This window comes from Paenibacillus harenae (assembly GCF_030812415.1).
In the GTDB taxonomy this organism is placed as follows: domain Bacteria; phylum Bacillota; class Bacilli; order Paenibacillales; family Paenibacillaceae; genus Pristimantibacillus; species Pristimantibacillus harenae_A.
The window spans coordinates 422,980-436,018 of record NZ_JAUSST010000002.1; the positions used below are offsets into that span (position 1 = coordinate 422,980).

Here is a 13,039-nt window from a genome sequence, read left to right on the forward strand (position 1 = left end):
CAATGTCAAGCGCGAGATCTTCCAAGAGGCGTTGGCAGTTAGTGACTTTTATTTATACGGTCAGCCTATTTTATTTTCTATTCCAAGGCGGCAAAACCGCGTTTATGCTATTTGTCATACTCAATTTATTGCTGATCTACTTATTGCTTGGCAAATGGAGCGGCATAAATCGCGTCGATGGCAGCAGAACGTATGCCAGCCAAGGGGCATTGGCGATGGATCAATCGCTTGCAGCCGGCAGTTCGCTGGAGGTTAACTTGAATGTAAAGATTCCGGGCGTATACCCGCTGCCATACGTGATCGTGAGGGATCGGCTCCAGCGTCATAACGGGCAAGCGCTATCCTTTGAAACTTCGTTCGTCCCGAACTGGAAGCGGATCGGCAAGGTTGCGTATCAGACGCCGCCGCTTGTGCGCGGCGAATATCGATTCGTAGGCACGGAATGCTTAACCTATGACGTGTTCGGCTTATTCGAGCATGCTGGACGATTCGGCACCGAGACGGTGTTTACGGTGCTGCCCCAGACGGTACAGCTTAGACGATGGCATGGCGTGCAGCGCGGCATAAGGGGGCCCTACTCTCACGCGATCGCTTCCCGTTCTGCGAAGGAGACGACGCAGATTAACGGCGTTCGCGAATATTTGTACGGAGATCGTCTGTCCCGCGTTCATTGGAACGCCACGGCGAAGACGGGTCAATGGAAGTCGAAGGCGTTCGAGCGCGAATCGCTGCCGCGTACGCTAATTGTCCTTGACCGCAGTCCTGGCGCATATGGAGGCGAATTGCCCGATCGCTTTGAGCTTGCGGTCTCCACAGCAGCTTCGCTGCTGGAGAACGGCCTGAAGGAAGATACGGCGATGGGATTGCTATCCATCGGAGCCAGTATTACGATGCTGCCTCCAAAGTCGGGACTCGAGCAGCGGAATATGCTTATGAGGCACCTCACCTTCGTGGATGCCGACGCCACTTATTCGCTTTATTCATCGCTAATGATGGCCGATCAAGCGATCGAGCCGGGCAGCTTTGCCGTCGTCATTACGCCCGACTCCGGGCCGGATGTGCTGAAAAGCATGGAATGGCTGGCGCGCAAAGGCGTTACCCCTTGCTTGCTTCATATTGCTTCCTCGAAAGATCTGCTTAGCCATAATACGGCTTGGAATCGCGTGATGAGCGAGAAGGGCTGGCCCGTATACTCGATTCGGCAATTACAGGAGCTTCCGGGCGTGTTGGAAGGAGGCGGAATCGCATGAGCAAGCTTCTTCGGATAATAGGGGCTGGGTTCGTAGATCAGTGGTACATGAAACTGACGATGCTATTTGTCACCCTGCTAATTTGGCAGACAATTGCTATTTTCGATGAATTTTGGTGGGAAGAAACGTATACGATCGCCAGAGGAACGTTGCTGGCGGGCGCTATTATAGTACTTATAATTCCTTATCGCTTCCGCTTCACTAAGATCGTGCTGCATATTGCCGCGGCGCTCGTCATTACGATTCAATACGCGCCTATGGAATGGCTGATATCCAGACCCGAGAGCTTCCGCGATTGGTTCTGGTGGCTCCAGGCTCACGCGGTGCAATTGCATCCGTTTATTGAGATCAGCGGAGCTTTGCTGCTCATTCAAGTGCTCTTCGGACTATGGACCACGACGCGGTCTAGAATGTTTGCTTTTCTGGGCTTTGCCATCACGACGTTAACGATAGCCGATTCATTCACGCCGATCTGGTTATGGGAAGAGGTCGGCATCGTCGTATTTGTCGGTTTGCTGTGGCTTGTCGCTGGGCATCTGCATCGCTTGCAGAAGGAGCATCCGCGAAGCTGGAGCGAGTTGATTGAATATCCGCTTCAATTAATATGGCCGATTGCGCTTGTACTGGCCGTGCTTATGACCGTAGGGCTGAATATGCCTTCTTTGTCTCCGATCCTGCAAGATCCGTACACGATATGGAAAGAATCGAAAGGCGAGACGGTTCAGGTATTTCTAGGAGAGAAAGGGCTTGAGGCCGTTTCGCCATTCGGCAAGGGCAGCTCGAGCTCGGGTTATAGCAGAAATGACGAACAGTTGGGCGGCGGCTTCGACTTCGATTATTCGCCGATGATGACGGTCTCGACCTCGCATCGAAGCTATTGGCGCGGCGAGACTCGCTCCCTCTACACGGGCGAGGGATGGATAACGACGGGCGAGGCGGATGACGATGCAGGCGTAACGGACATTCTTCGGAAGGAGGAGCTGCCGCTCCGCGATGAGCGTTCGCTTGCGAAGACGGTGGAGGTCAGCCAAATCGTCACGATGCTTCGCAATGACGTCTATCCGGTCTTGTTCGCAGCTACTCCGGTCAATAAAGTGAACTGGGTTGGCAGCGAACAGACGACGTTTCCTCGCAGCCTCGAGTGGCTGACTAGCTCGTGGGAGCTGCACTGGAGCGAACTGTACGGTGAGCCGTATCCCGAGACTTATTCGGTCACCTCGCAAGTGACAGTGCTGGACGAGGCAGCGCTCAGGCAAGCAAGCGCTGGCTGGAGCGATACGAATAGGGACGCGGTGTACCTGCAGTTGCCGGATACGGTGCCGGACCGCGTGCGCGAGCTTGCTCGGCAGGTGACGGCAACGGCGACGAATGACTACGATAGGGCGAAGCTGCTCGTCGAATATTTGAGGCTTAACTTCAATTATAATAATAAGCCTGATCTATCCAAGGCAACTGGCAAGAGCCATGACTTTGTCGATACGTTCTTGTTCGAGATCAAGGAAGGCTATTGCGATTATTTCTCATCCGCGATGGCCGTATTATCCCGCAGTCTCGACCTGCCAACGCGCTGGGTGAAAGGATTTTCGCCGGGAGCGTTGCCGGTCAGCTCTTTCGGCGGTCCTCCGGGCGATATGATGGAAGAAGATTTGAATCCGGATGGCTCGGGAACGTACACGGTTCGCAATTCGGACGCGCATTCCTGGGTCGAGATTTATTTTGAAGGCTTTGGCTGGATTCCGTTCGAAGCTACGGCAGGTTTCTCGTTCCCTTACACCCTCCCCGAAGAAGAGGTTGCCCCATTGCCCGACCTTAACGCCGAAGGAGGAGGCGGCGGGACGATTGCCGAATCCGAATCAGGCAGCATCCACCCGGCATGGCTGTGGAGCTCGACCTCGTTTATTGTATTGTTTGCTGCAGTGTGGATGTTCGTTCGTCGAGACCGTCTGGTCGGAGTTTGGCGGAAGGTTCGACACGGTGCCTTTACATCGAATGACCGCATTGTGTTGGAGACCCATAAGCTGCTTCGCATATGCAAGAAACGAGGCATGGAACGCGAAGAGCATGAGACGATGCGCGAGGCCGTGCTGCGATGGTCGCAGAGTCAGAAGCGGCTGCGCGACGACTTCAGAATCGTGCTGGACGGCTTCGAACAAGCTAAATACAGCACGAAGCTTGCATCGAATGACGAGGTCGAACGATTCGTGAATAAGGTGAGATCGCTGATCGATCAGCTCAAATGACCAAGTACCGCCTGCCGACCAGTTCGGCGGCGGTTTTTTTTGCAACAAATTTGCATTGTATGGTATAGTTTCGTAAGATAGCAGGCAGAAAGCAGAGGGATTAGAATTATGTTTGAACGGTTGTTGCCGAACATGCGCGTGAATACGGTGTATGATATTGAATTAGATGTGTTGCATGCGCAGGGCATTCGCGGCATCATTACGGATCTGGACAATACCCTCGTCGGCGCAAAGGAAGCTTTGGCGACGCCGGAGCTTGTCACATGGCTTGACTATGTGCGGTCGCGAGGGTTTAAAGTTGTTATTGTTTCGAATAATAATGAATCACGGGTAGGGAAATTTGCAACGCCGTTGCAAATTCCGTTCATCCATGCGGCCCGCAAGCCGGCTGCGAAAGCGTTTCGCAAAGCGCTCGGCGTGCTTGGGCTTCCTGCCAATGAGACGGTCGTTATAGGCGATCAGATGATGACGGATGTGCTCGGCGGCAATCGTATGGGGCTATTCACGATTTTGGTTGCGGCGATATCGCCTTCCGACGAAGGGATCATGACGCGCGTCAACCGTCTAATAGAAAGAATAGCGCTGAGGCAACTGCGCAAAAAAGGGTTATGGTACGAGGGGGATACAAAGTGAACGAACAACAACTTAGTCAGACTGCGAGGTCTTGTGCGGGCTGCGGCGTCCAGCTTCAATCGGAGCGCTCGGACTTGGCTGGATTTTTGCCGGAGTCGGCCTTGCTTAGAGATCCGGTTATATGCCAGCGATGCTTCCGCATTCGCAATTATAATGAAGCATCGTCCGTAGCGGTTGATCAAGACGACTTCCTGCGGCTGCTGAGCAGCATCGGCTCGACCGACAGCCTTGTCGTGCATATCGTCGATCTGTACGATTTCGAGGGCAGTTTGATTTCCGGTTTGCAGCGTTTTGTCGGCAATAATCCGGTATTGCTTGTCGTTAACAAAATCGACTTGCTGCCTAAAGCAATGAACGTGAATCGCCTGCGCAACTGGGTGCAGAAGCAAGCGAAGGCGGAAGGTCTGCGTACGGTCGATATCGTGCTTTGCAGCGCGAAGCGCAATATGGGCTTCGAGCATGTCATCGATGCGCTTGAGCGTTACCGTGGCGATCGCGATGTCTACGTTGTCGGAGCGACCAATGTCGGCAAGTCGACATTGATCAATAGGCTTATTCGCGATTACAGCGATATGGAACGCGAGCTTACAACGTCCCGCTATCCGGGCACGACTCTCGATGCCGTACATATCCCGCTTGAGGATGGCAAAGCGATCATTGATACGCCTGGGATTGTCTATACGACTCGGATGACGGAAGTTGTTCCGCGCAGTTTCCTTGGGTCTCTTTTGCCGGACAAGCCGATCAAGCCGCTCGTTTATCAATTAAATTCGGGACAATCGCTGTTTATTGGCAGCCTTGTGCGATTCGATTTTGTCGAGGGCGACCGCCAGTCGTTCACACTTTATATATCGAACGCATTGAATGTTCATCGTACGAAGCTGGAGAGAGCCGATGCGTTGTACGAGGATCACCGAGGCGAGCTGCTCGGCGGACCTACGCGCGAGGAGCTGGAGGAAATTCCGGCTTGGACAAGACATTCGCTTCGCGTTCCTCGAGGCTCGAATAAGGATTTGTTCATCTCCGGTCTAGGCTGGATTCAGGTGAACGGTACGAATGGAGCAATGCTGGATCTGTACGCGCCGAAGGGCGTTAAAGTCATGCTGCGCGATTCGATGATCTAGGCGAGAGCGACGGAGGAGGGAACGGGCGTTGACGATTGCAGGGGAAGGCAACCGGATAGATAGCCATACGGCTTTATATGGCGTCATCGGAGATCCGATTCGTCACTCGAAATCGCCGATTATGATGAATCGGGCGTTTCGCGAGACAGGGATTAACGGCGCTTATATGGCTTTTCACGTAACGAATGATCGGTTGAGCGAGTTTATCGCTGGCATAAGAGCGATGGGGGTACGCGGAGTGAACGTAACGATTCCGCATAAGCTTGACGTCATGGCGTTTCTGGATGAAATTGATGACGGGGCCAGGGCGCTTGGAGCCGTCAATACGATTGTGAACGATAACGGGCGATTGATCGGCTACAATACGGATGGGATCGGCTATGTTCGATCTTTGAAGGAAGAAGCGGCAAGCTCGCTTGAAAGCAAGCGTATCGTTGTTATTGGCGCGGGGGGAGCAGCGCGCGGCATCGTCTTTGCGTTGTCCGGCGAGAAGCCCGGCCGGATGACGATCGTGAACCGTTCGGTTGCCAGAGCGTCTGAACTGGCGGAAGCTTTCAGCAACCGCGCCGATATTGCGGCTTTACCGCCGGAGCAGTTGCAGGAGGCTTGCTCGGACGCGGACATCGTGATTAATACGACGATGATCGGCATGTTTCCGAACACGGATGCAAGCCCGCTTGACGCTTCGTGGCTGAAGCCTGGGACGGTGGTCAGCGATATCGTATACAATCCGCTGAAGACGAAGCTGCTTCAGGAGGCAGAGGAGCGAGGCTGCATCATTCACGGCGGCTTGGGTATGTTCGTCTATCAGGGAGCATACGCCTTCGAGTACTGGACAGGCAGGCCCGCACCTACCGCGGCGATGCGCGAGGTTGTCACGGCGGCGTTGCTCGGTCAAGTTTAGATCGAAAAACAATAAATACGATATAGATGAATGAAAGAAGGAAACAATAGATGCTTACAGGTAAACAAAAAAGGTATTTAAGATCATTGGCTCATCACCTGACGCCGATCTTCCAAGTCGGAAAGGGCGGTACAAACGATCATCTTGTCCGCCATATTGTGGAAGCGATTGAGTTCCGCGAGCTGATTAAGATCTCCGTATTGAACAACTGCTTGGACGATCCGAAGGAAATCGGAGCGGAGATCGCGGACGCGGCAGGCGCGGAGCTTGTGCAGGTCATCGGCAAAACGATCGTCCTGTACAAAGAGTCCAAGGACAACAAACAAATCGTGCTCCCTAAGGCGACTTCGAAGTAAACGCGCTGCTGCCGGCGCTTTCGCGCCTGCGTAATTGCAGCGAATGAACAAACAACACAAGCGAGGAGGTCGCTCCCACTTGAGTAAGATCGGAATTATGGGCGGCACGTTCGATCCGGTTCATACAGGCCACTTGCTTGCCGCGGAGAAAGCCCGCGAGCAATGCGGTCTGCAGGAAGTATGGTTCATACCTTCCTACATGCCTCCGCTGAAGGCGAACGAGCCCGGCGTAAGCAGCGAGCATCGCTACGGCATGGTCGAAGCCGCGGTCGCGACGAACGATGCGTTCCGCGTGCTCGATATTGAGTTGAAGCGCGGAGGCATCAGTTACTCCTATGACACGGTCAGCGAACTAATCAAGCGTTACCCCGGTCGTTCCTTTGCTTACATTATCGGCTCGGATCGTATTAATGACTTGTGCAAATGGCATCGTATCGAAGAGCTTGCGGAGCTGGTAACGTTCATCGGGCTGGAGAGGCCGGCCGAGCCTGCGCAGCCGGGCCAGCTGCCGTCCTTCTTGAAGCAAAGGCTTACGATCGTCGAAATGCCGCCGATCGGCATATCGTCGACAGACATCCGCAACCGGTTAACCGCAGGACATTCAGTCCAATACATGGTACCGGATACGGTGCTTGAGTACATAAGGAGGTACGGCTTGTATGAATCGCGAGCAGATGATTGAATCGGTCCGCGCTCAAATGCCGGAACGGAGATGGCTGCATACGCTTGGCGTAATGGAGACATCAATAATATTAGCGAAACGCTTCGGCGAAGATCCGATACGAGCCGAACGAGCCGCTATTTTGCACGACGTCGCTAAATATTGGGCAACCGATCGGATGGAGTCGGTCATTCGCGAACGAGGACTTCCGGCCATTCTTCTGGAATACGACAAAGAGCTGTGGCATGCTCCGGTAGGCGCATGGGTTGCGGAGCATGAATACGGCATCGACGATATGGAAGTGCTGGACGCGATCCGCTATCACACGTCGGGACGCAGAGGCATGACGAAGTTGGACAAGGTCGTATGTTTGGCGGACTATATGGAGCCGGGGAGGGACTTCCCGGGTGTCGATAACATACGCGAACTAAGCGAGCAGGATCTCGATAAAGCGCTTGTCGCAGGCTTCGACTCCACCATCTCCTTCCTGCTGCAGAAGAACAGGCGCATCTTTCCGCTAACGATTGAAGCGAGGAACGCATTATTGGAATCATATATTTAAAGGAGGCTGAGCAATGGCGGTACATTCAGACGAATTGCTTCAAATTACGGTTGCGGCTGCGGAAGATAAGAAAGCGATAAGAATCGTCGGGCTTAACTTGAAGGAAGTTTCGCTTGTGGCGGATTATTTTGTAATATGCAGCGGCAATTCCGATACGCAGGTGCAGGCAATCGCAACGGAAATTCGCAAGCAGGCCGAGAAAAACGGCGTGCGCGTGCGCGGCATCGAGGGCGTAGATTCGGCAAGATGGGTGTTGATCGATCTTGGCGACGTTATCGTACACGTCTTTCATCGCGATGAGCGGGATTACTATAATATCGAGCGGCTATGGTCCGATGCGAAGGTTGTGGAGTTTGCATGAGCCTGACAGCCGGCACGATCGAGAAATTAAGGGTGGCACGCGAAGTGTCGCCCTACGGTTATTTTCTAACGAACGGGGAAGACGATGTGCTGCTCCATTATACGGAGCTCGAGGGCAAGAAACCGAAGCTTGACGATGAGATCGATGCTTTCATCTATTACGATTCGGAGGATCGCCTCGCCGCGACGATGAAGCGTCCTTACATGTTGTTAGGCGAGCTGGCTCGTCTAAAGGTCGCAGATGTGCATCCCAAACTTGGCTGCTTCCTGGAGATGGGCCTTGGCCGACAACTGCTGCTGCCATTGTCCGAGCTTCCCGAGAGCATTGAATACCGGCCGCTCCCGGGCGATGAAGTATTCGTCGTCATGAAGCATGACAAGATCGGCAGGCTTGTCGCGAAGATCGCTTTCGAAGAAGAATTGTCCAAGCTGGTGTTTCCCGCACCGTCGACATGGAATAATCAATGGGTAGAAGGCTGGGTATCCAAAACCTTGCAGCTCGGGTCTTTCGTCATCGTTGACGGAGGCGTGATCGGCTTCGGCGTTTATGGACTCATCCCTAGCTCGGAGCGGACGAAGCCGCTGCGCCTTGGCGAACGCGTACGCGCTCGCGTTACGTTCATCCGCGAGGACGGACGCGTGAATCTGTCCATGGCTCAGCGCAAGGAGATTGGACGCGTCGAGGATGCGGACCGCATACTCGCGTTCATGAAGGAGCGCCCGAACGGCGGCATGCCTTACTCGGACGAGACGGAAGCCGACATAATCAAGCTGAAGTTCGGTATTAGCAAAGGGGCGTTCAAGCGGGCGATCGGCAAGCTGATGCGTGAAGGTGTCGTTACGCAGAAGGGAAGCTGGACCTATCTCGTTCCTACAGCTGAAGCTGAGCCTGCTTCCGGTGAAGCAGAAGGGGCTGAGGGCTAATGGCGCGTTCCTACGGGCAGTTCGCAGCCGTATACGACCAGTTGATGGAGGATATGCCGTATGCGGAATGGCTTGGATTCGCTAGAGCGGGCTGGGTGCGCTACGGCATGCCTTCTACGGTTGTCGACTTGGGCTGCGGAACAGGCAGTTTGTCGATTCCGTTAGCAAGATCGGGTTTCCATGTCTATGGCATCGATTTATCCGCAGATATGCTCGCGGTTGCGCGCGGCAAGTGGAATGAGACTCCCCAGCAGGCTGTTAGGCCGCGTGCGGGAACGATCCGATGGCTGCAGCAGGACATGCGCGGCTGGGAGCTGCCAGAGCCCGTGGACGCGGTTATATCGTTCTGCGATTGCTTGAACTACTTGACGGAAGAAAGCGACATCGAGAAAGCATTCCGCGCGACGTATGCGGGATTGCGTCCGGGAGGCGTATTCCTGTTCGACGTGCATCCGCCGAAGCAATTCATTCGTTATGCGGAAGAGCAGCCTTTCGTGCTGGACGAAAGGGACGTCGCTTACATATGGACTTGCGAATTCGAAGAGGAGCGTTGCGAGATCGCGCATAGCTTGACGATATTCGCACGCGATTCGGACTCGCGCTTCTATCGCTTCGAAGAGAAGCATGTGCAGCGCGCATATGAGCCGGACTGGATCGAAGCAGCGCTTCGCCGCGCGGGCTTCAAAAGCGTGGACCGGTATGCGGACTTTCAACTGCAGCCTGCGAGCAGCGAATCTGAACGGCTTTTTTTCGCGGCGGTGAAATAATGACAAAGGGAAGAGGGATTGCACCGATATGCCGTTACGACGGCACATTGGGGCTATCCTTTTTTTATTTGCCGCCAGCAAAGCTGCCGATGGCTAAGGCGTACAAAGAGGCGCTCCATATGCCCGTCATTGCTGTCGGCCATGAGCCGGACTTACCTATGCAATACAGGAGAGCTTACTGATCATTGGATTGGAGATTTGCACAATGGGGCAGCACAACATCTAGGGTGAGGGTCGCAGTTTCTTGTCGAATAATGTCTATTATAAAAAAGGCGTCGGAAGCTCTCAATCTTGTCCGCTTCATACATGCTATCGCAGCCGTTTACTCCCGAAGCGCATCCTTCAGTCTGCTGTTCATCCCTTGCGCCGATGGCGAGCGGCGAACGGCGTCAACCTTCAGCCTCCGAATTTCGAGCTTTAACTTTTCGTTCGCGCGTTCCAATTCGTCTATATAAGCGAGCAATTCAGGCACCTCATAACCGGCATCCCGGAACAATGCGGCGACACAATCGCGCAGTGGCGCGGCTTCTTTAGATTCGTCCATATTAACCTCCAAAATAACTATAAAATGTCACTATCCCATCATATCCGCTTCTGTTAAAATAGTCGAGTGCCTTAAAAATAGAGATTAATAGTTTCTCCATATTTTGCATTGACTCCACCTATATCTTGATGTAAAATCAAAAACATCAACTACATATTGATGTATATAGGTGCCTTCAAAGGACGAGCATTAGCAAATCTTGATAAAGCGCATCTGACGAAAGCGCAGTCAGAGAGCGCTTTTTGATTGCTGAAATTCTAGTAGGGAGCGAGTCGAAATGCTAGTCGTATATGATTCGAAAACAGGCAATGTCAAGCGATTTATTAACAAACTGAATATGCGTGCCATGCCTATTGACGAGGAGAAATCGGTAGACGAGCCCTTTGTACTCGTCACGTATACGACAGGCTTCGGACAAGTTCCCGAGAAGGTAGCTTCTTTCTTAAAACGCAACTTCGAGCATCTTCGCGGTGTCTCGGCGAGCGGCAATCGAAATTGGGGTACGGGCTTCGCAAAAAGCGCGGACACGATTTCACAGATGTACGATGTACCCGTTATATCGAAGTTTGAATTATCAGGTACGAGTCAAGATACTGAGCATTTTGTCGAAAGGGTGCGAACTATTGAAGCATATTGAATTGAACAACGAATTGATGCAACGCGGCGCGGACGGTTTCTATCAGCTCGAGAAGGATAAAGAGGCGGTAGCCGCTTTTATGGCGGAAGTAGAAGAGAAGAGCGTGAAGTTCGATTCGCTTCGCCACAAGCTGGACTATTTAATCGAGAACGACTATTACGACAACGTGTTCGACAAATATACATACGATCAGGTTGAGGCTGTATTTACTTTGACGGCAAGCAGCGGCTTCGAGTTCCAATCGTACATGGCGGCATCGAAATTCTATAAAGACTACGCCATGAAGACGAATAACAAGGCGCAGTACCTCGAGCAATATTCCGATCGCGTAGCGATCGTTGCTTTGCACCTCGGCGAAGGCGACGCAGACCGAGCGCTGCGTATCGCCGATGCGATGATCGAGCAGCGCCTGCAGCCGGCTACGCCGACATTCCTGAACGCGGGCAAAAGCCGCCGCGGCGAGATGGTTTCCTGCTTCCTGCTGGAAATGGACGACTCCCTTAACTCGATCAACTACGTACTCGGCACTTGCATGCAGCTCTCCAAGATCGGCGGCGGCGTAGCCGTCAATCTATCGAAGCTGCGCGGGCGCGGCGAGCCGATCAAAGGCGTAGAAGGCGCGGCCAAAGGCATTATGCCCGTGCTCAAGCTGATGGAGGATGCTTTCTCCTACGCGGACCAAATGGGGCAGCGCAAAGGCTCCGGCGCCGGCTACTACAATATTTTCGGCTGGGACGTTATCGAGTTCCTCGATTGCAAAAAAATTAACGCCGACGAGAAAACACGGATCAAAACGTTGTCGATCGGCCTGATCATACCGAACAAATTTTACGAGTTAGCCGCAAGCAACCGGCCGCTCGTCGTATTCGGACCTCATTCCGTACAGAAGGCATACGGCAAGCATTTGGACGATCTCGATATGGACGAGATGTACGAAGAGCTTCTTGCGAACGACAAAGTAACGAAGAAAACGGTGATGAACGCACGCGACATGCTGACGAAGATCGCTTCGATCCAGCTTGAATCGGGTTATCCGTATATCATGAACAAATCGAACGCGAACAAGATCCACGCCTTGAAGGATATCGGTTCGATCAAAATGTCCAATCTTTGCACGGAAATTTTCCAACTGCAAGAAACATCGGAAATTAACGACTACGGCTATGACGATGTCATCCAGCGCGATATTAGCTGCAACCTGGCATCTCTCAATATTGTGAACGTAATGGAACGCAAGAAGCTGAAGGAATCGGTTCATGTGGGCATCGAAGCGTTGACGACCGTGAGCGACTTGTCCAAAATCGACAACGCGCCAGGCGTGCGCAAGGCGAACGAGGAGCTTCACTCCGTCGGTCTTGGCGCGATGAACCTGAACGGCTACTTGGCGAAGAACAAAATCGCTTATGAGAGCGAAGAAGCGAAAGACTTTGCCGGCGTATTCTTCATGATGATGAACTTCTACTCGATCGAGCAAAGCATGCTTATTGCCAAGGAACGCGGCACTACATTCAAAGATTTCGAACGTTCGGAATATGCGAAAGGCACTTATTTCGCGCGTTATATCGAGAACGACTTCCGTCCGAAGACTGAGAGAGTCGCGGAATTGTTCGAAGGCATGGATATTCCGTCACCGCAAGACTGGGAACAACTTAAGGGTCAGGTTCAGAAGCATGGCTTGTTCCATGCCTACCGTCTAGCCATCGCTCCTACGCAAAGCATTTCGTATATTCAAAATGCGACTTCGAGCGTTATGCCGATCGTCGAGCATATCGAGACGCGTACGTACGCAAACTCGACAACGTATTATCCGATGCCTTATTTGGCGCAGGAAAACTACTTCTACTACAAATCGGCCTACAATATCGATCAGTTCAAGCTGATTGACCTGATTGCCGAAATCGGACAGCATGTCGATCAAGGCATCTCGACCGTATTGCATGTCAACAGCAACGTAACAACCCGTGAGCTGGCGCGCTTCTATGTATATGCTGCGCAGAAGGGGCTCAAATCGCTCTACTATACGAGAACGAAGCGTCTTTCCGTTGAGGAATGCACGAGCTGCGCCGTATAAGATCCA

General features: G+C 52.9%; 15 protein-coding genes. 14 read left to right on the forward strand and 1 reads right to left on the reverse strand.

Features of this window, described 5'->3' with window-relative positions:
- Window positions 1-41: 41 nt before the first annotated feature.
- The 12 genes from J2T14_RS06800 to J2T14_RS06855 all read left to right on the forward strand — a co-directional run bounded on the left by J2T14_RS06800 (window position 42) and on the right by J2T14_RS06855 (window position 9,963).
- Window positions 42-1,250 carry a DUF58 domain-containing protein gene (locus tag J2T14_RS06800; RefSeq protein WP_307469191.1) on the forward strand — a complete coding sequence of 403 codons (1,209 nt, stop codon included), beginning with the start codon at window positions 42-44 and terminating at the stop codon, window positions 1,248-1,250.
- Complete coding sequence (locus J2T14_RS06805; RefSeq protein ID WP_307469194.1) at window positions 1,247-3,490, forward strand: DUF4129 domain-containing transglutaminase family protein; 2,244 nt, start codon at window positions 1,247-1,249, stop codon at window positions 3,488-3,490. Before J2T14_RS06800 ends, J2T14_RS06805 begins: the two co-directional genes overlap by 4 nt.
- A 108-nt stretch (window positions 3,491-3,598) precedes the next feature.
- Window positions 3,599-4,123: a YqeG family HAD IIIA-type phosphatase gene (locus tag J2T14_RS06810; RefSeq protein WP_307203625.1), complete on the forward strand. Its 525-nt coding sequence runs from the start codon at window positions 3,599-3,601 to the stop codon at window positions 4,121-4,123.
- Window positions 4,120-5,247 (forward strand): ribosome biogenesis GTPase YqeH, encoded by a 1,128-nt coding sequence (yqeH, locus tag J2T14_RS06815; RefSeq protein ID WP_373458116.1) that lies wholly within the window; start codon window positions 4,120-4,122, stop codon window positions 5,245-5,247. Before J2T14_RS06810 ends, yqeH begins: the two co-directional genes overlap by 4 nt.
- A 28-nt stretch (window positions 5,248-5,275) precedes the next feature.
- Window positions 5,276-6,151, forward strand: coding sequence for a shikimate dehydrogenase (locus J2T14_RS06820; protein ID WP_307469196.1), 876 nt, complete (start codon window positions 5,276-5,278; stop codon window positions 6,149-6,151).
- 50 nt (window positions 6,152-6,201) lie between these two features.
- The gene (yhbY, locus tag J2T14_RS06825; protein ID WP_307203628.1) at window positions 6,202-6,507 is read left to right on the forward strand and encodes a ribosome assembly RNA-binding protein YhbY; all 306 of its coding nucleotides are present in this window, start codon (window positions 6,202-6,204) and stop codon (window positions 6,505-6,507) included.
- A 79-nt stretch (window positions 6,508-6,586) separates the two neighbouring features.
- Window positions 6,587-7,189, forward strand: coding sequence for a nicotinate-nucleotide adenylyltransferase (locus J2T14_RS06830; protein WP_307203630.1), 603 nt, complete (start codon window positions 6,587-6,589; stop codon window positions 7,187-7,189).
- Window positions 7,167-7,730, forward strand: a complete 564-nt coding sequence (gene yqeK / locus J2T14_RS06835; protein WP_307203631.1) for a bis(5'-nucleosyl)-tetraphosphatase (symmetrical) YqeK — start codon at window positions 7,167-7,169, stop codon at window positions 7,728-7,730. Before J2T14_RS06830 ends, yqeK begins: the two co-directional genes overlap by 23 nt.
- Window positions 7,731-7,743: 13 nt before the next feature.
- Window positions 7,744-8,091 carry a ribosome silencing factor gene (rsfS, locus tag J2T14_RS06840; RefSeq protein ID WP_307203632.1) on the forward strand — a complete coding sequence of 116 codons (348 nt, stop codon included), beginning with the start codon at window positions 7,744-7,746 and terminating at the stop codon, window positions 8,089-8,091.
- On the forward strand, window positions 8,088-9,014 hold the full coding sequence (locus tag J2T14_RS06845) for a CvfB family protein (RefSeq protein ID WP_307469200.1): 927 nt from the start codon (window positions 8,088-8,090) through the stop codon (window positions 9,012-9,014). Before rsfS ends, J2T14_RS06845 begins: the two co-directional genes overlap by 4 nt.
- Complete coding sequence (locus J2T14_RS06850; protein ID WP_307469203.1) at window positions 9,014-9,781, forward strand: class I SAM-dependent DNA methyltransferase; 768 nt, start codon at window positions 9,014-9,016, stop codon at window positions 9,779-9,781. The genes J2T14_RS06845 and J2T14_RS06850 overlap by 1 nt, the downstream gene beginning before the upstream one ends.
- Window positions 9,781-9,963, forward strand: coding sequence for a hypothetical protein (locus J2T14_RS06855; protein WP_307469205.1), 183 nt, complete (start codon window positions 9,781-9,783; stop codon window positions 9,961-9,963). The genes J2T14_RS06850 and J2T14_RS06855 overlap by 1 nt, the downstream gene beginning before the upstream one ends.
- Window positions 9,964-10,103: 140 nt before the next feature.
- On the opposite strand, the gene J2T14_RS06860 is transcribed toward J2T14_RS06855, so the two are convergent.
- Window positions 10,104-10,325 (reverse strand): hypothetical protein, encoded by a 222-nt coding sequence (locus tag J2T14_RS06860; RefSeq protein WP_307203635.1) that lies wholly within the window; start codon window positions 10,323-10,325, stop codon window positions 10,104-10,106.
- 277 nt (window positions 10,326-10,602) lie between these two features.
- On the opposite strand from J2T14_RS06860, the gene nrdI reads away from it, so the two are divergent.
- Both nrdI and nrdE read left to right on the forward strand, forming a co-directional pair.
- On the forward strand, window positions 10,603-10,962 hold the full coding sequence (gene nrdI, locus J2T14_RS06865) for a class Ib ribonucleoside-diphosphate reductase assembly flavoprotein NrdI (RefSeq protein WP_307469208.1): 360 nt from the start codon (window positions 10,603-10,605) through the stop codon (window positions 10,960-10,962).
- Window positions 10,949-13,033 carry a class 1b ribonucleoside-diphosphate reductase subunit alpha gene (gene nrdE, locus J2T14_RS06870; RefSeq protein WP_307469210.1) on the forward strand — a complete coding sequence of 695 codons (2,085 nt, stop codon included), beginning with the start codon at window positions 10,949-10,951 and terminating at the stop codon, window positions 13,031-13,033. The genes nrdI and nrdE overlap by 14 nt, the downstream gene beginning before the upstream one ends.
- The last annotated feature ends 6 nt before the right edge of the window (window positions 13,034-13,039 follow it).